Origin of the sequence: Salinicola sp. 4072 (assembly GCF_036663415.1) — a bacterium.
Classification (GTDB): domain Bacteria; phylum Pseudomonadota; class Gammaproteobacteria; order Pseudomonadales; family Halomonadaceae; genus Salinicola; species Salinicola salarius_A.
Genome location: NZ_JAXOVV010000011.1, coordinates 45827 through 68413, shown reverse-complemented (window position 1 = coordinate 68413; position 22587 = coordinate 45827). Strand labels below are relative to the sequence as shown.

Sequence of the window (22587 nt, the reverse complement as noted above, 5' to 3'; positions counted from 1 at the left end):
CACTCCATGTAGGCATGGTTGGTGCCGTAGCTAAGGATATTCTGCACTGGACTCGTTTTAGAACACTGTTTTAATGTACTGATTCAGTGTACCCGGCACGAAGCCAAATCTGGATGTTAAGGAGAATGGATCATGAAACGACTTATCGCCCCCGCGCTGGTCATGAGCCTGCTGGCCCTGGCTGGCTGCACCAACAACTCGACCTATTCAGGCGACGTCTATCGCGGCGATCAGGCAGGTACCGCACAGACCGTCAGCTACGGCACCATTCAGTCGGTTCGCCCGGTACAGATCCAGGGCGGTAACGGCGAAAGCGTTCTCGGCAGCCTCGGTGGCGCCGTGATCGGCGGCCTGCTGGGTAACCAGGTCGGTGGCGGCTCTGGGCGTACCATCGCGACCGCCGCGGGCGCCATCGGCGGCACCGTCGCCGGAAGCAAGATTCAGCAGGCAACGGACCGTGTCGACGGTTACGAGCTCGAAATTCGTCAGGACAGCGGTCAGAACGTCGTGGTCGTTCAGAAGGCCGACCGCAACTGGCAGGTGGGTCAGCGCGTCAAGCTGGTTGCCAGCGGCTCGAGCGTGAGCGTGGCCCCTTATTGATCAAGGCAACGAAGGATCAAGGCAACCCGGGCGGTAGAAAGCCCGTCCAGTATAGTTTTCAGCGGCGCCCTCGGGGCGCCGTTTTTTTAGCATGCTATTAATTATAAAGGTTATCGACGCTTTACCTTCGCTGTTGTATGTTGTGTAGGGCACACCATTCGTTCAAGGGAATAATACGATTCATGAAGGGACTAACGTGGGCAAGAACCGGCTTCGCCATCGCCTTGGCTGGAATATCCGGCTCGGTTTGGGCTGATGGCATCCTGACACTGAAATCGGAAAACGATATTTTTGCCAGCGGTGAAGACGGCCACTACACCAACGGACTGGAGATCGACTGGTCTTTCAAGCCCGACCGGGACCACTGGACTCGCGCCCTTGCCGATGCCCTGCCCGGCTGGAGTGCAAACTCGCTCGATGGTGCCGCTTATCGTTTCGGGCAACAGATCTATACCCCCGAGGACATCGACAAGCGTCGTTTGATCGAGGACGACCGCCCCTATGCCGGCGTTCTCTATGCCGGGCTCTCATTGTTCGATGACGAACAGCTCGTCGGGTGGCGTCGCACCAGCGGCCTCTATTTCGATGTGGGTATCGTGGGCCCTGGCGCCGGCGGTCGTACCGTGCAGAAAAATTTTCATCACTTGATCGGTAGCGACGAGCCCGAAGGCTGGCACAACCAGCTCCACAACGAGCCGTTCGTCAACGTAGCGTATAACACCGCCTGGTGGAAGCAAGGTCAACTGGGCACGCTGGAAACCGAATACGGCCCTTCGGTCGGATTCGCGGCCGGTAACCTCTATACCTATGCCGCGACGGGGCTCGGGCTGCGCCTGGGCCAAGGGCTGAACAAGAGCTTCGGCGTTCCGGCCGTGGCGCCCGCCCAAGGCAGCCGGATCTTCTTCGAAGCCGATAGTGGCTTCAACTGGTACGTCTTTGCCAACGTCGAAGGCCGGCTCATGGCCTACAATATGCTGCTCGACGGCAATACGTTCGAGGACAGCCACTCCGTCGACCGACGCCCCTGGGTCGGAGATGCCCAGATCGGCCTGGCGCTCTCCTGGAACCGCTGGCAGCTGACTTACAGCTCCGTCTGGCGCACTCACGAATTCGAGGAGCAGGACAGTGGCGATCAGTTCGGCTCGATCACGCTCTCGACCTGGCTGTAAAGCTAGCTGGTGATCGTCACTTCAAACGCAACTCGAGCGCAAAGGTAGCATCAGACGCACGACGGGCGATGCTTCAAGCATCGCCCGTCGTGCGTCTGATGGCCCCGACCGAAATGACGGACCATCGGTCCGCTCAGTGCAACCTGGCTTTACGCATACCCCAGCAGACGACGCGCTTGCCTACCCAGAGCACGATCGCCAGCAGGATCAGCGTCAAGAGCATGGAAACGGGTTTCACGATGAAGGTCGCTCCGAGCACGGCCAAGGCGATCGCCATCACCCAGCGATCCTGGGCGGGATCTCCCTGTAGTTGTGCCGGCAGCCGGCGCTTGACCGCCCCTCCGAGCGCACCATCCCAAGCCTTGAGCAACAAAAAAAGCAGAACGGCGAAGGCAATGAGCCAAACGACGAAAACGGTCATGACGAACTTCTCCTCAACCGCAGGATCACGGTAGTTTATCCTCGAAATCAGGGTAACCACACCCACGAAGCGGCGCAACTGCTATGGAGGCCGTCCCGTGGGCTGCATCGAGCCGGCTAGACCAATATCCAACGTCATTGCGACCTGACAGAAAGGCCGTGGCACGTTAGGATGGGACAGACATGCACAAACGCAAAGGTTTCGAGATGCAGATTGCCCAGAACTCCGTGGTCGCGTTCCACTATAAACTGACCAATGATGCGGGAGAGGTGCTGGACAGTTCCGAAGGTCGGGAGCCACTGACCTACCTGCACGGTGCGGGCAACATCATTCCGGGCCTCGAGAAGGAGCTTGAGGGTCACGGTAGCGGTGATAAGCTTCAGGTCGCCGTCGCACCGAACGAAGGTTACGGCGAAGTCCAGCCGGCACTGGTTCAGGAAGTTCCGCGCGATGCCTTTCAGGGTGTCGATAACGTCGAGCCCGGCATGCAGTTTCAGGCGCAGACTCAGGAAGGCCCGCTGATGGTCACCGTCACCAAGGTAGAAGGCGATACCGTAACGGTCGATGGCAACCATCCGCTAGCCGGCGAGAAGCTGAACTTCGACGTCGAGATCACCGAAGTTCGCGAAGCGACCGAAGAAGAAGTGTCCCATGGTCACGTCCATGGCGAAGGTGGTCACCAGCACTGATCGTGTCGGATCCCGCTCGCCGGGGTCCGTTATCGGTGGCATCGCCACCACATAAAAGGGCAGCCTCATGGCTGCCCTTTTTCATGCCCCTGACCCGTCCTGAATAGAGTTGACACGTTCCGCCCTCACTTCGGGAGAACGTGATGAATCAACGCATTAAGCGCACCCAGCGGGACTACACCCTGGCCTTTAAACAGACGGTGGTAGACCAGGTCGAGCGCGGCGAGATGACCTACAAGCAGGCTCAGGCTCGCTACGGTATCCAGGGCCGCTCGACGGTACTAAAGTGGTTGCGTCGCCATGATCACCAGGACTGGCGTCCCGGTGCCACGGAGCGCTCCGCCAGGAGAACTGTCATGCCGAAATCGCCCCCGACCCCGGAGCAGCGCATCAAGGAACTTGAGGAGAAGCTGCGTCTGGCCGAGCAGAAGGCCCAGTTCTTCGAAGCCGTTGTCGATGTGATGGAGAAGGATTACGGGGTCTCGGTAAAAAAGCGGTCCGGCAAGTCCTCACGCAAGAACGCGTTGCCGGATTGACCGTCAGCAGGGCATGTCGTTTCTGGGAATCAGTCGTCAGGCCTGGTATCAGGCGCAGCGGACGCAACGGGAGCGAGCTGGCCGGGATCAGCGGGTAATCGGCTTCGTGCAGGCGATCCGTCGTTGTCAGCCCCGGATCGGGGTTCGCAAGCTCCACTATCTGTTGCACCAGCAGGCTGAAGTGAGCCTGCACCTGGGGCGGGATCAGCTGTTTCAAGTCCTACGGGCTCACAGGCTACTGGTGCCTCGTCGCCGGGCTTACCACAAGACGACCCATAGCCACCATCGCTTCCGGCGTCACCCCAACCTGCTCAAGCCGGGCGCGGGTCAGATGATCGCCATCCGCCCCAATCAGGTCTGGGTGGCCGACATCACTTACCTGCCGACCCGCTCGGGCATGAGCTACGTGAGCCTGGTCACCGACGCCTACTCCCGCAAGATCGTGGGTCACCATGTGCATGAGAGCCTACGCAGCGAGGACGTGGAGCAGGCCTTGCGCAAGGCCCTGCGACAACGGTCCGGTGACCAGCCGTTGATTCATCATTCGGACCGAGGCATTCAGTATTGCTGCGATCGCTACCAGCGCCTGCACGCTCGTCATGGCATCCAGTGTTCGATGACCGATGGACCAGAACGCCTTGGCGGAGCGGGTTAACGGAATCCTGAAAACGGAGTTCCTGTTGGTGCAGCCTCGGAACCTGGATCAAGCTTGCACCATGGTCAACGAATCGGTCGAAATTTATAACCGTGACCGGCCCCACCTGGCCCTGAAATACAAACACCCGATGCAGTGCATCGGGCGCTCTGAGGCGAAACTAGATGTCAACCTATTTCAGGACTAGACACCGTTTACCGCTCGGTCGAGACAACGACACTCACGACCGATCTCAACCTTCGCTGGCCAGCATCACCCGCTGGGCCAGCTGTGTGCGCTCGACGGGGCGCCGCGCCTGCCAGTAGTAGCGCTTCCAGTAGACGTTATCGAGACGAGACAGCTTCACGCCCTGGGATGACGACGCGTGAAGGAAGTAGCCATCGCCCACGTAAACGCCAACATGATTGTAGGGTCCCGGCGGCCGGAAGAAGACCAGATCCCCCGCCTTGAGGCTATTCTCTGCCACTCGACTCCCTTCCAGCACCTGCTCTTCCGTCGTACGCGGCAGCTCGAGAGCGAAGGCTTCCCCAAACACGTGCTGCATTAGTGCGGAGCAATCGATACCGTTGCGCGTCGTCCCGCCGAGCACGTAAGGCGTTCCCACCCAACGCTCGTGTTCGTTTAGCAGCGCCTTGCGAATTACTGCCGGAGAGACATTCTGCGGCCGAAAGTCCCGGATTGTCTGAGGCACAGGTGGCACACTCCGGTTTTCGCTGGTAGCAACGGTCGGGGATTTGACCAAGGGAAGTGAATACTGCGCGTTGACCTGTTGTTGTTTTACAGGAGCGGAGCAACCGGACATGACCATCACCAGTGCCAGCCCCATGGCTGTGCGTCTTAGCATTCAGCGCGACCTCGTTCGCCTGTGAGCCGTCACGGGCACCGCCTGTCTATCGGCGACTCGTGAGGAGTCGCCCGGCGAAGTGGAGTCGCTGTGGTGGTGACACACCTCGACGAGGTGTCACCGCCAAAACGGCCTGTATTCGGCTCGAATCATCGATCAATCGGACAGAAAAAAGCCACGCCCTCTTTCCAGTGGCGTAGCACAGCGGAGATCATATGTCATTGAAAACGCTTTGGCGAGCCTTCCGGATCAACGAACAGCGTCAATGCAGATGATGCGCTTCGCCCGGCAGGATATCGACATGGAGCGATGTCCAGTGCGTCATGGCGCTACCGGGAAAATCGAGGCTCGCCCAGGCGCCGGCCAATAGCGGCCTTGCTTCCAGCCAGGCATCGAGAGCCTCCCGAAAGCGCATCAGAAAGGCCTCTCGCTCGGGCGTGTCGTCCATGAAAAACCCGAAACCGCTGTACAACCCTTCGGCGTAATCGTACCAACTGCTGTAATGCCGCCCAGCCAGCCGCATCGCGGCATCGAGATAGTGGGAAAGCCGATCTTCCTCGAGCCAATCGAGCTGCCGACCGGCCAAGGCAAGATCCACCAGTTGCGCGATATCCCAGGCTGTCATGTCCTGATCGTTGCAGCGGCAGGCATTGTCCCGCACGTGTTTCAGGCGCAATAGATGGACGCGCTCCTCGTCCGCACACTCACCTGACTCGAGAATCGCGATTTCCGCCTCGAGCCGAGCGCGATTGAGCGTATAGGGCGCATAGTTGATCTGGTAATCCTGACGGTCACCCGCTTCGACCAGAAAATCCAGGAAGTCGATGAGCCCGGAAGCGCCCTGCAAGGCATACTGATGCTCCACCCACTCCCCCAACGCCTGCCGATCCTGCGGCGCCAGAGGCTGCGGTGCCTGCCACAGCGCCTCATTGAGCGGCCCAGCCAGCGATATCGCCGTAAAGCGCGTCAATGTCGGCCGCACACCTGGCTCGAGCCAGGTCAGTGACCGCGACGTTGTCAGCCAGTGAAACGGCGACCCCAAATCATGCCGATGCCAGGCAATATCATCCGCCAGCGAGACTTCTTCCGGCGCTTCATCCTGACTCAGGACGATTTCCCAGGCATGCCAGGCCGAGAGCATGCGCAAGGGGTCGCTGTAAAAGCGACTCAGCACGTCACATAGCGACTGAGCCAGCGCCTTGATTTCGGAAGACGGATAGCGGCCGCTATCGGCGGCCATCACCAGATAGAACGCGTACTTTTCCGCCATGGCGATCGTTGCTGCATGATCGGCACAGGCGGCCAGGCGCCGCGATGCCCTCCGCGACGATTTTCGACCGACGTGATGGCGAGAATCCGCTGCCAGCTGATTGAGATGATGCGCCTGCGCAGGCATCCAGAACCTCGCCAGCCCAGCGGTGCCCTCTTCCCGGCGCAGGCCGAGAACTTCTTCGAGGTAGCGTTCGGCATCCTCAGTCCGAGCCTGCCCCAGCGGCTCGTCGAGGTGGCGACGATGAATCAGATCCGGGTCCCGTACCGCCGCAATGGCCAGCACCCAACTGTCGGCTTCTCCACGCTGCTGCTGGATGAACGCTCGCGCTAACTGGCGCTGCTCCACTCCCAAAATCCGGGAAAATGGCATTTCCCAAGGGCTCCGGCTGGCGACGAGCAGACCGCCCCAGTCGCTGTCGAACGTCTCTCGCAGGTCTCGACCTTCGAACAGGCTGCGCCCTCGCTGATAGGCACGCGCCACCGCTTCCCAATCGGCATAGCGCTGCTGCAGGAGATCGATGGCATGGGCCGCGAACACCTCCGCCTCCGAGGCAGAAAGCCAGCCAGCGCAGCAGCCGAGGTAAGCCTGGTCGACGAGGCGCAGCCAGTCCCATGCCGCCCAATCCAGCGGCTCCTCTTCGGCCAGGAACTGCAGCAACACCCGGCCGTAGTCCTGCTGGTCGTTCAATCCGGCCAACCACTCGACACGAGCTTCAGCCCCTTGGCGCGCGAGTCGAACCGCGTCCATCTCCCAGCCGTAGCGGTGCCCTTGGCCAGCGAGCCAGAACAACAGGGACTTGAGCTCATCCGGACCACGGACCTCGCCCTGCTCGCGTAACAGCGCCTGCTGCTGCCGCTGTTCTTCCGGGGAATGCTGGATTGGCCAGGCAAGAACCGGCGCAATGACGGCCCTGGCTCGCCAGAGATCGGCGGGCCAAAGCGGAGCCGGCATATCGATCGATTTCAGACTGTGCCGAACCTCACGCCAGGAAACGCCTCGCTGTTGCCGTTCCCGGGCGAACAGTGCCTGCCCCGCCATGTCCAGCGCCGGATCGCCCAGATGCGCCAGCGCCTGCAACCAGGCCTTGAGCGTCGGCATGTCGGTCACGATGTCGCGTGCCAGGGCAAGCAGCCAGGCCTCATCCGTTCGAGGATGGGTCCAGCCCACGGTACTTCCCAGCGCCAGCAACTCCAGGGCGGCCAGCCGTGCGATTGGAGGCTCGCCTGTGTCGGAAGCGTTCTCCCAGAGTCGCCACGCAAACTCGTCTCGACTATCGATCCCGAGCAACATCAGGCGCTCGAACGCCTGGTCGGCGCTGAGTGCCAGCCGAGGATCGCTGACAAGGGGCCAACCACAAAGCGTCAGTTGCTGGGCCCACCATGGGACGAGAAGTTCGCTCAAGAGAGACCTCATGCTACGGGAAACGGCTTGCGCCGGACGCCGAATGGATTCCGACAGGGCGCATGCGGCGGCACAGTATACCGGAAAGGTGCTCGTGCGCCGATGCCACGGCGCACGACGACATGACAGAGACCTAGTTCAACTTCTCGGTATGAGAGCGCGGGGTCTTGCCGAGCAGATGACGTAACAGGAACTTTCTGACGCGCACCACGAACTGCTCTTGGAACAGCACACAGAAAAGCACGGTCAGAACGAGGAACAACGGGTACAGCCAAAGATGCAACTCACCCGCCGCTGCCAGGCAGCCTTGAAAATCCGTCCTGCACAGGCCGGGATCGCCGGAGAGTACACGCTCGACTCGCGAGAACACGGCATAAAGCGGCACATGCAGTGCGAACATCGGCAACGATGCGCCGCCCAGTCGGGTTGCCCAACGCATCAATCGACGACTGCGAGGCTCTCCCCAATGTGCGGCAACGTAGATTAGTGCCAGTTGCGCTGGCAGCAGCAGACCATTATGCAGGGCGTAGTACCAGGCATGTCCTAGCCCCAGGAGCGTGACTGCCAGAATCACGCTGACGGCAACCGCCAACAGCGTCAGGCAGCACTGGGGAAGCGTCATCAGCCGCCCCTGCGCCTTGCGTTGCGCATAGAACGTGCAAAGCAAGATGCCGGCGGCGAACTCAGGCAGACGAATCAACGGGTTGCGGTGCAGGATGCCGGTCTCCGGCACGCCGTAATCGGTGGTCAGAATGACATACAGAGGCGGAATCAAGTAGACCAGATTGACCAGCAACATGGCGCGACGCGGGTGCAGAACGCGGCGCAGCCGAGGCGCCAGCCAGGGAAACGTCAGATAGAAGAAGAACAATGCCGAGATCGACCAGGACGGCGGATTGAAGGTCAGGTATAGCGGATTCCAGGCATGCAGCAGGGTAAAATTGAGCAGCAGATTGATGCCGGTTTCCAGCGGCCCCATGGTGTGGTTCAGGCTCTTCCAGTCGAGCTGGCCGATATCGTTATTGACGTCATACACCACGAACCGCAGCGAGATATCGCTATCCCCCGGCGCGATCGCCAGGTAGCCAACCAATGCCGATACTGCCATGGCGAGAAGCAGTGATCCGATGTGAATCGGGTAGAGATTCGAGAAGCGCTTGAGCCAGAAGCTTCTGGGCGACTCGCGCATCTGGTATGACGAGTCGAGATAGACATGGGTCAACAGAAAGCCGGATAGCACGAAAAAGGCGCTAGTCGAGAAGAAACCGATATCGGTCACGTAGTGCGACCAATCGCGAATGGAAGGATAGTTGTGAAGCGTATGGAAAATAACGATGTAGAGGCCGAGCAGAAAGCGCAGCCATTCGAGCCCAATGAAGCGCTCTTTACGCGTGCCGGTCGTTGAATCGGGCATCCTTGCAGATCTCTGTCCGTCAAAGGCGCTAGTGTACCCGATTCCTGTCAGCAAGCACTTGGCCTGGATTGCTTTCCACGAGCGCAACGGTCAGTCAGAACCAAGAAAGCCGCGCAATGGCGCGGCTTTCTCTCCAGGACCAGTCGGTACGAAATCCGTCTAGGCTTTCTTCACCTTGGCGACGATCCACAACAGGATGATCGCCCCGATGGTCGCCACGACCAGGGACCCGATCAGCCCGTTCGACGATAGCCCCAGGAGACTGAACAGGAAGCCGCCGATCACGGCACCGACGATGCCGACGACGATATTTCCGAGAATACCGAACCCACCGCCACGCATGACTTTTCCAGCAATCCAGCCCGCAATGCCACCAATAATCAGCCACAGGATGAAGCCCATAGTGTTACTCCTTGATTCCCTTCAGCATGAATAGCTCATCGGGCAACTTCACATTGCCTCATCCAAGCATAGACAGCATTCTCGAATTATTCGAAGGTGGAGGCCAAAACCGGGCCCACATGTGTGGACCCGTTTTCGCGTCGAAAGACGCATTTCAGCCGCGACTCAATGGAATGCCGCCACCCGCAGCGATACCCTTGGCGGCAATCCGTAATGACGCCAGGCAGCGTGAGCCTCGGGATCTTCCCACACTCTCCAGTGCAACTGGGAAAGCATCACCGGATCATCCAGAAACGCCAGGCGCTCGAGATTGTTCATCGCCACCGGCCCCTGCTTGACAGCCCGGCTGACGCGCTCATGGCGCCTCCGCTGCAAAGGCTCGGCGTGCGCATGACGCGACGTTCCCAGCGCCGTTGCCAAGGCATTCGATATCGGATCCACGACCACCTGAACGAAGGTCGGCGTGGGTGCCGCGGCATTCATTCTGCCCAGGTGGCGCACCATCCGGCGCAGTACACGTGGAGGATGAGTCTCTTCAGGAATCCGGAACAGCCGCGCGCGAGAACAGGCGCTCCCCAGCGACACCCGGCTGGATAAAGTCGAGACCGGTATCGATATCATCATCGCCCCAACGATCGGCGATAGCCACCACAGGAAGGTCGGCTCCATGAGATAAACCCCCACGGCCCAGACCGCCCCGATCACGGTTTGAGTCCAGTGATTGCGAATTGCATCACCCCAGGTCGTGTCGCTGTTTTCGCGAGACGGTGACCGCCACTGAATGGACCAGCCCATGATCGAGGTCAGCACGAAGCGCGTGTGGAACAGCATCCGTACCGGCGCCAGGGCCATCGAGAACAGCGACTCCAGCACCATGCTCGCCAGCACCTTGAGCGGCCCGCCGAACTGGCGGCTCCCCTGGACCCATACCAGAATCACGCTCAATACCTTGGGCAGGAACAGCAGCGTCGCGGTGGCCCCGAACAACCCGACGGCAAGCGTGGGGTTCCACTGCGGCCATACCGGAAACATCATCCCCGGCTCCGGGAAATAGTTGGGCGTACTCAGCGTATGAACGGCAAGTAGCGCAGTCGACAGGACCAGGAAAAGAAACCACAGCGGCGCCGAGATGTAGGACATCAGGCCGGTCAGGAACACCGCACGGTGAACGGGATGGATCCCCTTGGAGAGGAACAGTCTGAAATTCATCAGATTACCGTGACACCAGCGCCGATCCCGGTTGAGCTCGTCGAGCAGGTTGGGCGGCATCTCCTCGTAGCTTCCCTCCAGCTCGTAGGCGATCCAGACGCCCCAGCCGGCACGCCGCATCAGCGCCGCCTCGACGAAATCATGGGACAGGATCTCGCCGGACATCGAGCCCTTGCCGGGTAACGGTGCCAGCATGCAGTGCTGCATGAACGGCGCCACGCGGATGATGGCGTTGTGTCCCCAGTAATGCGACTCGCCCAGTTGCCAGAAGTGGAGTCCGGCAGTAAACAGCGGCCCGTACACCCGTGTGGCGAACTGCTGCATGCGGGCATAAAGATTCAATCGCCCGGAGGCTCTGGGCGCCGTCTGGACGATACCGGCATCAGGATGCGCTTCCATCATCTGAACCAGGCGCGTGAGACAGGCCCCGCTCATCACGCTGTCGGCGTCCAGCACCAGCATGTAACGGTAGAGCGCGCCCCAGCGACGACAGAAGTCATCGAGATTGCCGCTCTTGCGCTTGACCCGGCGCTGACGACGACGGTAGAACACCTGGCCGAAGGCATCGAGATCGCGGCAGAGCGCCAGCCAGGCGTGGGTTTCCTGGATGGCGATGTCGGGATCGAAGGTATCGCTCAGGATGAAGACGTCGAAATGGCGACCGTTACCGCTCTGACGCAGGGACTCGATCGTCGCGCGAACGCCGGCGAAAACCCGCGGGACGTCCTCGTTGCAGATCGGCACCAGCAACGCCGTGCGCGCATCGTCCGGGATCGGCTCGTCGCCGACCTCGGAATCGATGGCGTAGCGATCCCGGCCTCGCAACAACTGGAAGAAGCCCATCAGGGCGGTCCAGAAACCGGCGGAGACCCATGCAAACAGCAGCACGAACAGCGCCAGAATGGCAATCTCCAGCCATTGCTGGCCCTGATAGGGCAATACCGTTCGCATCTGGTTGGCGGCTATGACGCTCTGGCCGAAAATCAGCACCAGCAATACCCAGCGGCGCGCGCTCGCGATCCACTGCCAGCGCGGGATCGGCTTGGCCTCGCGCTGTCTGCGCCGATAGCCACGATCTGCCCAGTTCTTCAGACGCTGGCCAAACCGCACGAAGGGATTGGTAGACCACGCCTCCGGTGCCAGCGGCGTCCGCCGCATGGGCGGCGCTGTCTGCAGGCGGGTGATCCCATGCTCGTCGGTACTCAGGACTTCGGGCGGCGCCAGCGGCGGCTCGGCATAGGCCAGAGCCAGGCGACGCCCCACCGATGTGGCGGCAGGGTCATCGCCATCGACCTCTCCCCCGCCCAGCGCCGCATGCAGCGATGCCATATCGTTAGCGTCCAGATCGCTGGCGAGCAGCTTGCGCCGCTCGTCACGATCCTGGGTTTCCAGTGCCAACCGCTCCAGGTATTGCTCGGCTGACGCCATCCGTGAGCTGGACGTCGCTTCAGCCATTGGCAGGCAGCCGGTAGTACCAGGTTTCGGAGACCCGCTTGTCGCCCTGATTCAGATAGGCGCGGATATCCAGCGGCTGAGCATTGTCGCTGCGCTTGATCTTGACGAACACGCGCCAGCCGCCGGTCGCTGGATTACGCTCGGTATAAGCGTCAACCAGTTCGCCGTTGTCGCCGACACTGGCCTGAACGCTCAGGTTGGCATCGCTGCCGAGGCCGGAGAGCGAGGGCCCTTCGAAATCCAGCACGAAGGCAAGCGAGCCGTCTGCTTCACGCACCAGGTTCTCCTGACGCACTTCACCACGCGAGCGGCGGGTCTGCTCGACCCAGGCCAGCGACGGATCGACATACCGGCTCTCGTCCTTGGTCACGGTGAAGCGATAATCGTAATCCAGCGGAGTGCCCGGTTGCGGAGCAGTTTCCGGCAGCCACATCGACACGATGTTGTCGTTGGTTTCATTGGGGGTCGGGATCTGGATCAGTTCGATCTTGCCCGCGCCCCACTCGTTCTGGGGTTCGATCCAGGCGCTCGGACGCAGATCGTAACGGCTATCCAGATCCTGGTAGCTGTCGAACTCGTGATCACGCTGCATCAGGCCATAGCCGCGAAGGCGCGGTGTCGCATGCTCGTTGATCATCAGCTTCGCCGGATTGGCCAGCGGCCGCCAGGTCCAGCCGTTCTGCGAGTCGCTGATCAACAGGCCATTGGAGTCGTGAATGGCCGGACGGTAGTTCAGCGTCGATGACGGCTGCTCCGGGCCATAGAGATACATGCTGGTGAGCGGCGCCACACCCAGCTTCTCGACCGCGCGGCGCAGGAAAAGCCGCGACTTGACGTCGACCACGGTGTCGGCACCCGGGCGCAGAACGAAGCGATAGGCGCCCGTCAGGCTGGGAGAATCCAGCAGCGCGAAGATGGTCAGATACTGGCTCGTCTTGCTCGGCTTGACGATCCAGAACTCCTTGAAACGGGGGAACTCTTCGCCGGAAGGCAACCCCGTATCCACGGCGAGGCCGCGACCGGAAACGCCATAGACCTGGTTCTTGCCAACGACGCGAAAGTAGCTCGCGCCGAGGAATACCATCGTCTCGTCCTTGCGATCCGCCTGGTTGAGGGCGTAATTGACTTTGAAGCCCGCGATGCCCAGGTCATCGTCGTTCTTGGTGCTATCCGGCAAATCGAGATTGCCGTAGGTGAAATCGTCGGGATTGTAGGCGAAATCCTGAACGCCCTGATCATCGACGCTATGAAGCTGAATGGCACTGTCGTAGTGCATGCCCTCGTGGAAGAAACTCAGAGTGAAAGGCACCCCATCTCCACTCCAGACATCGCGTTCACGCTTGTACTGGATCTGCTCGTACTGGCCGTAGTCCAGATTACGCAGCGCTTCCGGCAGGTTTTTCTCAGGTTCGCTATAACCCTGCTTCGAGAGGTCTTCGGCTTTCTTCGCGACATCATCGAAACCAAAAGCCAATACATTTTGGGCGATACCGCTGAGTAGCAACCCTGTCAGGGCTACCACCGGAAGAAGCGCCTTGCGTTTTTCAAGGTTACTCCGCCGGATCGATGCACTCACACTCATACTCCTGTCATAACTATCTTGGCCGATATCAACGAGCTCGAAACGTTCAAGGCCGCACATAGCCATATCGTAAACGGTCAGCTGAGCCGGTAGCCGCGCTGCCGACATTCGGCACGCGGACGCAACTCATGATGAAGGGCGACGAGATAGCGAAGCCTCCGTGCTTCGTATTGCCGAAGTCTAGCATACGCTACACTGCGGACACGGAAAGACCTCGCTACCGGTCTGCGACCGCGCTATTTGACTCATGTTCTATTCATACACGCTTTACTAACCTGCGCGCCCGGTTCACCGACGGATGAGGCCGATGAATGCGTATCGATCCGCACCCCAACCAGGTGATCATGACAACCGGGTTACGCCGCTGGCTGGGCATAATGGCGTATCTGGTCATTTTCAGCTACCCCCTCATCCACGCCGACCGCCTCTACCGTGACGATATCTGGCGCAGCTTCCATGGCGAAATGGGATGGGTCTCCAACGGTCGTCCGCTCTCCAGCCTGATCACATTGCTCGTCAACGGCGGCCCACGTCTCGCCGATCTCGCGCCACTGCCGCTGTGGCTGGGGCTGGCTGCCATCACCGCGGCGATTCTGCTGTGGCGCCGTCGCCTGCTCGCATTTGACACGGGTTATGCCTGGCTCGCGATGTTGATACTGGTCGTACAGCCATTTTTCCTACAAAACCTCTCCTATCACTTCGATGCGTTGCCCATGGCGCTCGCCTTGGCCTGCGCCATTACCAGTATTGCCTGCGCGCTGGACCCTCGTGAAAGCAAGGTCTGGCAAGTGCGGTTTCGCTGGCTGGCTGGCGGTGCCGGCATCTTGGCTTCGCTTTTTTTCTATCAGCCGGCGGCCAACGTCTACTTCATTCTGCTGGCATTTCACGTTGCCTTGACCATCTCGCACCAGGGCCGCCCGGACTGGAATCGACACTTGGGGGCGCTGGCGGTAGGCGTTTTGGCGCTGGTGATATCGAAGCTCGTCTCCGCGGCGCTGATCGACGGCGACTACAGCCGGCAGCACAGCACGCTGGCGCCGCTCGATCAGCTGCCCGGCCACATGCTCCGCCAGACCGGGCAATTCTGGCGTTACGCGGCAACGATGGTGGACACGCCTACCTGGTGGCTATTCATGGCGCTGGCCATCGTGGCGCCGCCAGGTTTGCTGGTCGCCGCGTATCGGCAACGCAATGCCCTCGGGCTGCTGGTAATGATTCTGGTCCTGGCCTGCTTGGCCTTCGGCGGGTTGGGATTCCTCGCTGCCCTGGCCCACCCGATCTGGCAACCTCGGGTGATGATGGGTTTCGGCGCGCTGTATGCCGGCCTGCTGTTCTGCGTTCTTCATTGGCTGGGCCGCTCACACCGGCCCACGGCCTGGTCGCTGCTGGGCTGGCCTCTGATCGTCTTGGCACTCGGCACGCCATTGACCCTGGCTTACGCCTATGGCAACGCGCAGCGCCAACAGGCGCTCTTCGCCGACGAGGTATCGATGCGACTGATCGACGACCTCGCCACACAGCCATCAGCCGCGCCTTTGGTCATTGATGGAACGCTGCCCCTCACGCGCGCGACACGTAACGCGATCGCCGTACATCCCTTGATTGGCGAGCTGATCCGTCCCTATCTCGACAATGGCTATTGGTGGGGCTATCAGGATCTCTATCGTCGTGGGCTTTCCTCGGCCTTCGAACTCAGTGACGACCCGCCGCTGCGTCGGCGCTTCGAGGCGCAATGCCAACGGCTCGAAGCGCTGTCCCGGCGCGCCTGGTATACGCTCTACCAATTCGAAGGGAGTTACGTGGTGTCGTTCGATCGCAAATGTCATCACGCGCTGACCACGACCGAACTTCCGATCGACGACTGAGCCGATCCGGCATGCGTCTTCCCCCTGCTGTCCGCGCTCTGCCGGCTTTCTGTCATTGCCTCGTGAACTGGCGTTCAACAAACACCTACACATTGGACAGGTTATGTCAGACAAATGGCGAATGGCGATTTACGACTAGTTGACCAACAATTCGCAGGGTAACGTGGCGCAACTCAACGTTAATTACGTTGGCGCGACCCCCGGGATGCATTCAACAAGGATACCCCCTATGCATGCGTGGACTTTAATCTCGTTTCTGTTCTTCACGGGATTAGTCGCCTTGATTACCTGGCGTATCACTCACCGTGACGATCTCAGTAACACGCGCGGCTACTTTCTCGCAGGACGCAGTCTCAGTTTTCCGCTGATCGCCGGCTCCCTGCTGATGACCAACCTCTCGACGGAGCAGATGGTCGGGTTGAACGGTTCGGCCTTCTCGGACGGGCTGAGCGTCATGGCATGGGAGGTCGTTGCCGTCGTCGCCCTGGTGCTGCTGGCGCTATTCTTCCTGCCGCGCTTCTTGCGCAGCGGTATCGCCACCGTCCCGCAATTGCTGCAGGAACGCTTCGGCCCGACGACGCAATTGATCTGCAACGTCATCTTCCTGGTCGCTTACGCCGTCATTCTGCTGCCAATCATCCTCTACTCCGGCGCCGTCGGCCTGCAGGGCATGCTGGACTTGCCGGTACTGACAGGCATCGACTCCAGCACGACGCTGCTGTGGCTGACGGTCTGGGGCGTCGGCATCATCGGCGCCGTCTATGCCCTGTTCGGCGGTCTGCGCACGGTCGCGGTTTCCGACAGCATCAACGCCATCGGCCTGCTGGTCGGCGGTTTCCTGATCGTCTATCTCGGCCTCGATGCCGCGGGTGACGGCAACGGCATCGCTGCCGGCTGGCAGGCAATCCAGGAGGCCCAGCCCGAGCGTCTCAACTCGCTGGGGCGTCCGGACCAGCAGGTGCCCTGGCCGACCCTGTTCACCGGGGTCTTCCTGATCAACCTGTTCTACTGGTCCACCAACCAGCAGATCATCCAGCGCACCTTTGCGGCAAGGAGCCTTGCCGAGGGCCAGAAAGGCGTGCTGCTGACCGGATTCCTCAAGCTGCTCGGGCCACTCTACCTGGTGCTGCCGGGCATCATCGCCTACCAGCTCTATGCCGATGAAGGCATCGCTGGCGACCAGGCCTACGGCTACCTGGTTTTCCATCTGCTGCCGCCGTGGCTGACAGGCTTCTTCGCGGCCGTCATGGTCGGTGCCATCCTGTCGTCGTTCAATTCGGCGCTGAACAGCACCACGACGCTCTTCAGCCTGGGTATCTACAAGGGCGTGTTCAAGAAGGACGCCAGCGAGCAGCAAGTCGTCAACTCCGGCAAGGTCTTCGGCTGGATCATGGCCGTCGCGTCGATGGCCATCGCCCCGCTGCTGGCCGGCCAGGATAGCCTGTTCGACTATCTGCAGACCATGAACGCCATCTATTTCATTCCGATCCTCGCGGTGGTGATCGTTGGCCTGCTGACCAAGCGAGTGCCGGAGTCGGCCGCCATCTTTGGCCTGGTCGGGGGGATCGTGCTGATCGCTGCCGGCTACTTCGTGCCGCCGTTCAACGGCATCCTCGAGATCACCAACCAGTATCACTTCGTCGCCGGCGTCTTCGTGCTGCTCATCGTCGTGATGCTGCTGATCGGCAAGATCGCCCCACGCCGCGAAGCCTGGGTCCATGAAGACGTCAAGGCCGTCGACCTGACGCCCTGGAAAGGTGCCGTGCCGGTGGGCATCGTACTGCTGATCCTGGTCTTCGCGATCTACTTCGCCTTTGCCGGTTGATAGAGAAGACAGGTTCCCGACGCTACACCGATGACGCCTCGCTACCGTGCGAGGCGTCGTCGTTTCAGCCTCTTTTCACGGCAAAATCCTTTCACGGCCTCGCCGCCACGCCCGCATACCCGCTCATATCGTTTACCATGCAGGCAGGTTTTCTTCGGAAACGAGGCGATGCGCCGACAACTGACTCACGAATTTCAGAACCTGATCGATCGCAGCCGGGACCGCCAACTGCGCCTGGCAGTGACCGGGCTATCCCGCGCCGGCAAGACGGCGTTTTTGACCTCGCTGGTCAACCAGCTGCGCCACGCGGGTATCGATGCCCGTCTCGACCTGCTCAAATCCGCCCGTGAAGAGCGCCTGCTCGGTGCACAGCGCGTCTCTCAGCCCGATCTCGGGGTCCCACGCTTCCCCTACGACGAAGCGATGACCTCCCTCAAGTCGACACCGCCCCACTGGCCCGAGCCGACTCGCGGTATCAGCGAGCTGCGCCTGCAACTGCGCTACAAGACACGACGCGCGCGCGGCCTGCTGGGTGACACGGCGACGCTGACCCTGGACCTGATCGACTATCCCGGCGAATGGTTGCTGGACCTGCCGCTGCTCGAGCATGACTTCCTCAGCTGGAGCCAGGCTCAGCTCGAAAGCATGGGCCCGGAGCGTCGACGCTACGCCAGGACCTGGCAAGACGCCGTGGCGACACATGCAGCCGACGAGACGGTGGACGAATCGCGCCTGGCCGAGCTCGCCGAGCATTACGCCGCCTCGTTGCGCCAGGCCCGGGAAGCCGGCTTTTCTCACCTGCAGCCGGGCCACTTCCTGCTGCCCGGGGATTTGCAGGGCGCGCCGGTGCTGCAGTTCTTCCCGCTGCCGGGCGTCACCGAGAAGGATCGTCAGACGCTGGAAGCGCTGCCCCCCTCCAGCCTTTACCAGACGCTGAAAAAGCGTTTCCGCTTCTATCAGCAGCATGTGGTCAAGCCTTTCTATCGAGAGCACTTCCGCCGCTTCGACCGCCAGATCGTGCTGGTCGACGTGCTCGGCGCACTCAACGCCGGCCCCGAGCGCTTCGAGGATCTGTCGCGTGCGCTCACGACCTTGATGCGAAGTTTCGACTACGGCAAACGAAGCCTGCTGAACCGGCTGTTCTCGCCCCGCATCGACCGGCTCGCCATCGCCGCCACCAAGGCGGACCACGTCACGCCGGACCAGCACGCCAACCTGGTCACGCTGCTCGAATCGCTGCTGGCCGAACCGATCAAGGATCTACGCTACGCCGACGTCCCGGTTCGGGCTTTCTCGCTGGCCTCGATCCGGGCCACCGAGACCCGCGAGGTCGAAAACGACGGCAGGCGTCAGCCAGCGCTGCGGGGGCATGGCCTCGACGGCGAGCCGCTACTGGTCTACCCCGGCGACGTCCCGACCCGGCTCCCGGAACCCGCGTTCTGGCAGCGCCAGGGATTCGCCTTCACGGCCTTCCGGCCGCCACCGTTCACGCCAACCGCGCTACCCCACATTCGCATGGACGCGGCCCTGGAATGGCTGATGGGAGATAAACTGCGATGAGCGACCCCCGCCCCGGGCAGCGCTTCACGTTCGAGGAGCCGCCGACGCCTGGCGACGATGTCTCGCTGAGCGGCGCGCACGTCTACGCAACCACGCAGGCCAGCGATCCCTACTCCGAGGCCGACGACTCGCCCGCGCTCGATGCCGCCATCGAACCGCCGCGCAAGCGCCGCTGGGGACTGTTGGCCATCTTCGGCGGCACGCTCGCGCTCGGCACGATCGAGGCCGCACAGTCGCTCTATACCTCGGCGCTCGGCGGCGACTGGCTATCGGGTGCCTGGAGCATGCTTGGCCTGCTTGCCGTCGGGCTGGCTGCCAAGGCGCTCGCTGGCGAAGTGTGGCGGCTGCGCAAGTTGCGCCGCCACGCACGCCTGCGGCAGCAACTGGACGACGAGTGGATCGACGACACCGACAACGCCAGCACGGACCCGGCCACACTGGCCGACGAGCTTCGCCGCCAGATGGGGCTCTCCCGGGATCATCCGCACTGGCAGTCCTTCCTGCGCGCCCACCAGGCGCACCATACGGCGCACGAGACCCGCGAACTGATCGCGCACCACATCCTCGCGCCGCGCGACCGGGCGGCACGACGGCTGGTGACGCGAATGTCGGGAGAAACCGCCGTCATGGTCGCCGTCAGCCCGTTGACCCTGGTGGACATGTCGCTGATGGCCTGGCGCAACATTGCCATGCTCGATCGCATCGCCGCGCTCTATGGACTGCAGCTCGGCTACGCCAGCCGTCTCAAACTGCTCAGGGAAGTGCTGCGCAACATGGCCTTCGCCGGTGCCAGCGAGATGGTCACTGACGCCGGTATGGATCTGCTGTCGATGAACCTGGCAGCCAAGCTATCGAGTCGCGCCGGTCAGGGCCTGGGCGCCGGGCTGCTGACGGCACGCCTGGGCCTGCGCGCCATGCGCACTACCCGGCCGATCGCATTCGAGCCTGGCGAACAGCCGCGTCTCGCCGACCTGCGGCGTGAAGTGTGGCAGCAATTGCGGCGGCTGGATGACACTGCGGAGAAGGGTTGACTCGGCGAACGGAAATTCGCCGCCGAGTCGATCGAGAGCGCGTGAAGCGACACCGTGACATCAATCGAGCGAAAAGAACGCTCGCAGCGTGTGGGCCACCGCCGACTCGTGATGCGCGCCGATCCTCTTGGCCCGTGGCAGTTGATCGATGACCTCGGGATGGGCGTTGGAGACGACATAGGCATTGCCCACCAGCGTCAGCATTTCGACGTCGTTGAAATTGTCGCCGAACGCCAGCGCCCGCTCGATGGGAAGATCGAGCGCCTTGATCGCACGGCTCAGCGCGGTCGCCTTGTTCACGCCCCGATGCATGACCTCCAGCGAATTGGCCGCCGAATAGGTGATATGCAGCGCCTCTCCATACGCCTCCCGCAGGGTGTGCTCCAGCGGCTTGAGCAATGCCGGCTCGCCAATATAGAGCACCTTGCCGACGTGTTCATCCGCTAGGTCGCGCATGTCATCGACCTGGTAGGTGAATCCCGTCATTGCATGAAGCGGCAACAGTTCCGGCGCTTCGGCGTCGATCAGCCAACGGTCGTGAGTATAGAGATTGAGCCGCACTGTCTCCGGACGCGGCAGCGCCACCAGCGCCTGAACCAGCGCGGTCGGCACCAGCGTTTCGTTGACGAGCCGATCGTCGGCATCGTGAACGTGGGCGCCGTTGCTGCTGATGATCCAGGCCGGGATCTCCAGCTGTTGGCGGATCGCCGCGATATCGTGATAGTGCCGCCCGGAGGCCAGCGCGATCACATGGCCCTGCGCCGACAACGTCCGCAAGGTGTCTCGCGTCAAGGCATCGACGCGATGCTCGGCATTCAACAGCGTGTTGTCGAGATCGCTGGCGATCAGATGCTGGTTCATGGAGTCTCCTCGGGTGAGCGACAAGCGCCGGTTGCGGGGCGCTGTTGATAGCAGCTTCGAGCTTACAGTGTCAAAAACCAGAATGCAGAGCGTCAACGATGCCAGATCGTCGACGCTCGCAGCGAGATATCAGCAACGACGTTTCGGCGATGCCACCGATCTCGTCGGAACGGCTCAAGCCTTGAGACTGTTGGCCACCGCGCCGGCCTGCCGCCCCATCACCAGATGCAGGACGCCATGGCCAATTTCCTGGATGCCGGCGGCCCCCAGCGCCAGGAGCGCGGATTCATCGAAGCGGACGATGACCCAGCGGAAGACGCCGTGGTAGAGCACGAAGTAGCAAAACCCTCCGGAAGCGTCATCCAGCCGTTGGTCGATAAACCGTAGAAGAGCGCGTAGCCGAAGGCCCCAGCCGATGCAGCCTCGTGACGATCAGGATGCGGTTGAGTACGCCGTAGACGAACAGCCCCAGATCATTCCGAAATAGCCGAACTCGGCCAGCGTGTCGGCGTTGGCCTGCCATTGGGCTCGCAGGCATTCCGGGGCGCTCTGCGCCTCTTCCAGCATCAGTGACATCAGTGGCTCTCCCGCGGCGCACCGGCCGCCCGTGTTGTCGTCTGTTCTCGTGACGTCGCCGATGCCTGGTGGGCGAGCTCGCCCCCGACATAGACGGCATCGATCTCGAGTCGAGCATTCATGACCACGACATCGGCGCGGCAGCCGATCTCGAGCCGGCCGATCTCGGTCTCGCCGAGAAAGTCGGCGGGATACTGCGACAGCCGTCGGCAAGCATCGCCGAGATCGAGACCGATCTGGACCAGATTGCGCAGCGCCTGATCCATGGTCAGCGTGCTGCCGGCCAACGTGCCATCGGCCAGTCGCACGCCGCCCAGGCACTTGGTGACATGCTGCTCGCCGAGCCGATATTCGCCGTCGGGCATGCCGGCCGCGGCGGTGGAGTCGGTCACGCCATAGAGGTGAGGAATGCAGCGCAAGGCCGTCAGAATCGCCCCGGGATGGACGTGCAGGAGATCGGGAATGATTTCGGCGTAGTCGGCATGCGCCAGCGCCGCGCCGACCATTCCCGGTTTGCGATGATGCAGCCCGGTCATGGCATTGAAGAGATGAGTGAAACCCTGGGCGCCGTGAGCCAGCCCGGCCACGCCCTCTTCATAGCTGCCCAGGGTATGCCCCATCTGCACCCGCACTCCGCGCTCGCGTAGCAGGCGGATGAGCTCGGCATGGCCGGACAGCTCCGGTGCCAGCGTCAGCAGCCGGATCGGGGCGAGCGCCATCAGGGCTTCGACCTCCTCGATCACGCCGGGGTGGGCATACGGCGGCTGGGCGCCCAGCTTGCCGGGGTTGAGATAAGGCCCTTCGAGGTGCACGCCCAGCAGTCGCGAGGCCTGAACGGGCGACTCGTCGATCAGCCGAGCGATATCCCGTAACGCCTGACGGATATCGGATACCGGCGCGGTCATGGTGGTGACCAGCAGGCTGGTGGTCCCGAAGCGCACATGGGTACGTGCCATGGTGGCGGCGGCATCGCCTCCTTCCATGGCGTCCGCCCCGCCGCCGCCGTGGACATGCAGATCGACGAATCCCGGTAGCAGGCGGGGATGATCATTGGCGTCCGGATCGACCGCCTCCCCCTCGAGGGTGACGATTCGCCCGTCACGCCAGTCGAGCGTGCCGAGCCGCCACCCTGCCGGGGTCAGAATGTTGCCGTAAAGCATGTCCTCTCCTGCTCGAACGCTCTCACTGGGTCATTTCCTTCATTCATTTTCCTGGGCTG

18 protein-coding genes and 1 pseudogene are annotated in these 22587 nt (G+C 61.8%); 8 read left to right on the top strand and 11 right to left on the bottom strand.

Going from position 1 to position 22587, the window contains the following annotated elements:
- Positions 1–132: 132 nt before the first annotated feature.
- Both R3F72_RS09510 and R3F72_RS09505 read left to right on the top strand, forming a co-directional pair.
- Positions 133–600, top strand: a complete 468-nt coding sequence (locus tag R3F72_RS09510) for a glycine zipper 2TM domain-containing protein (protein ID WP_087719556.1) — start codon at positions 133–135, stop codon at positions 598–600.
- Between the two features lie 182 nt (positions 601–782).
- Positions 783–1769, top strand: coding sequence for a lipid A deacylase LpxR family protein (locus R3F72_RS09505; RefSeq protein WP_303854285.1), 987 nt, complete (start codon positions 783–785; stop codon positions 1767–1769).
- Positions 1770–1902: 133 nt separating this feature from the next.
- Here R3F72_RS09505 and R3F72_RS09500 read toward each other — a convergent pair whose 3' ends face one another.
- Positions 1903–2190 carry a hypothetical protein gene (locus tag R3F72_RS09500; RefSeq protein ID WP_303854283.1) on the bottom strand — a complete coding sequence of 96 codons (288 nt, stop codon included), beginning with the start codon at positions 2188–2190 and terminating at the stop codon, positions 1903–1905.
- Between the two features lie 206 nt (positions 2191–2396).
- Between R3F72_RS09500 and slyD the strand changes: the two genes are divergently transcribed.
- Positions 2397–2879 (top strand): peptidylprolyl isomerase, encoded by a 483-nt coding sequence (slyD, locus tag R3F72_RS09495; protein ID WP_303854288.1) that lies wholly within the window; start codon positions 2397–2399, stop codon positions 2877–2879.
- A 143-nt stretch (positions 2880–3022) separates the two neighbouring features.
- Positions 3023–4223, top strand: a pseudogene (locus R3F72_RS09490) (IS3 family transposase).
- Positions 4224–4302: 79 nt separating this feature from the next.
- Here R3F72_RS09490 and R3F72_RS09485 read toward each other — a convergent pair.
- The 6 genes from R3F72_RS09485 to R3F72_RS09460 form a co-directional block, all read right to left on the bottom strand.
- Positions 4303–4914 (bottom strand): C40 family peptidase, encoded by a 612-nt coding sequence (locus R3F72_RS09485; RefSeq protein WP_332779523.1) that lies wholly within the window; start codon positions 4912–4914, stop codon positions 4303–4305.
- 262 nt (positions 4915–5176) lie between these two features.
- A complete protein-coding gene (locus tag R3F72_RS09480) occupies positions 5177–7588 on the bottom strand; it encodes a DUF1266 domain-containing protein (protein WP_332779522.1) in 2412 nt (803 codons plus the stop codon).
- Between the two features lie 133 nt (positions 7589–7721).
- Positions 7722–9002 carry an acyltransferase family protein gene (locus R3F72_RS09475; protein ID WP_303854277.1) on the bottom strand — a complete coding sequence of 427 codons (1281 nt, stop codon included), beginning with the start codon at positions 9000–9002 and terminating at the stop codon, positions 7722–7724.
- A 159-nt stretch (positions 9003–9161) separates the two neighbouring features.
- The gene (locus R3F72_RS09470; protein WP_071233199.1) at positions 9162–9404 is read right to left on the bottom strand and encodes a GlsB/YeaQ/YmgE family stress response membrane protein; all 243 of its coding nucleotides are present in this window, start codon (positions 9402–9404) and stop codon (positions 9162–9164) included.
- A 165-nt stretch (positions 9405–9569) separates the two neighbouring features.
- Entirely contained in the window at positions 9570–12068 is a 2499-nt protein-coding gene (mdoH, locus tag R3F72_RS09465; protein WP_332779521.1) for a glucans biosynthesis glucosyltransferase MdoH, read from the bottom strand.
- On the bottom strand, positions 12061–13644 hold the full coding sequence (locus R3F72_RS09460) for a glucan biosynthesis protein G (protein WP_332779520.1): 1584 nt from the start codon (positions 13642–13644) through the stop codon (positions 12061–12063). The genes mdoH and R3F72_RS09460 overlap by 8 nt, the downstream gene beginning before the upstream one ends.
- 317 nt (positions 13645–13961) lie before the next feature.
- Here R3F72_RS09460 and R3F72_RS09455 point away from each other — a divergent pair, with 317 nt between their 5' ends.
- The 4 genes from R3F72_RS09455 to R3F72_RS09440 all read left to right on the top strand — a co-directional run bounded on the left by R3F72_RS09455 (position 13962) and on the right by R3F72_RS09440 (position 19931).
- Positions 13962–15515 carry a glucosyltransferase domain-containing protein gene (locus R3F72_RS09455; RefSeq protein ID WP_332779519.1) on the top strand — a complete coding sequence of 518 codons (1554 nt, stop codon included), beginning with the start codon at positions 13962–13964 and terminating at the stop codon, positions 15513–15515.
- 229 nt (positions 15516–15744) lie between these two features.
- On the top strand, positions 15745–17340 hold the full coding sequence (locus tag R3F72_RS09450; RefSeq protein WP_303854269.1) for a solute:sodium symporter family transporter: 1596 nt from the start codon (positions 15745–15747) through the stop codon (positions 17338–17340).
- Between the two features lie 168 nt (positions 17341–17508).
- Positions 17509–18900: a YcjX family protein gene (locus R3F72_RS09445; RefSeq protein WP_332779518.1), complete on the top strand. Its 1392-nt coding sequence runs from the start codon at positions 17509–17511 to the stop codon at positions 18898–18900.
- Entirely contained in the window at positions 18897–19931 is a 1035-nt protein-coding gene (locus R3F72_RS09440) for a YcjF family protein (RefSeq protein WP_332779517.1), read from the top strand. The genes R3F72_RS09445 and R3F72_RS09440 overlap by 4 nt, the downstream gene beginning before the upstream one ends.
- A gap of 60 nt (positions 19932–19991) precedes the next feature.
- On the opposite strand, the gene R3F72_RS09435 is transcribed toward R3F72_RS09440, so the two are convergent.
- The 4 genes from R3F72_RS09435 to nagA form a co-directional block, all read right to left on the bottom strand.
- Positions 19992–20792, bottom strand: coding sequence for a Cof-type HAD-IIB family hydrolase (locus tag R3F72_RS09435; RefSeq protein WP_332779516.1), 801 nt, complete (start codon positions 20790–20792; stop codon positions 19992–19994).
- 174 nt (positions 20793–20966) lie between these two features.
- Positions 20967–21125 (bottom strand): hypothetical protein, encoded by a 159-nt coding sequence (locus R3F72_RS09430; protein ID WP_332779515.1) that lies wholly within the window; start codon positions 21123–21125, stop codon positions 20967–20969.
- A gap of 99 nt (positions 21126–21224) precedes the next feature.
- The gene (locus R3F72_RS09425; protein WP_332779514.1) at positions 21225–21368 is read right to left on the bottom strand and encodes a hypothetical protein; all 144 of its coding nucleotides are present in this window, start codon (positions 21366–21368) and stop codon (positions 21225–21227) included.
- Positions 21368–22528 carry an N-acetylglucosamine-6-phosphate deacetylase gene (gene nagA, locus R3F72_RS09420; protein WP_332779513.1) on the bottom strand — a complete coding sequence of 387 codons (1161 nt, stop codon included), beginning with the start codon at positions 22526–22528 and terminating at the stop codon, positions 21368–21370. The genes R3F72_RS09425 and nagA overlap by 1 nt, the downstream gene beginning before the upstream one ends.
- Positions 22529–22587: the final 59 nt, after the last annotated feature.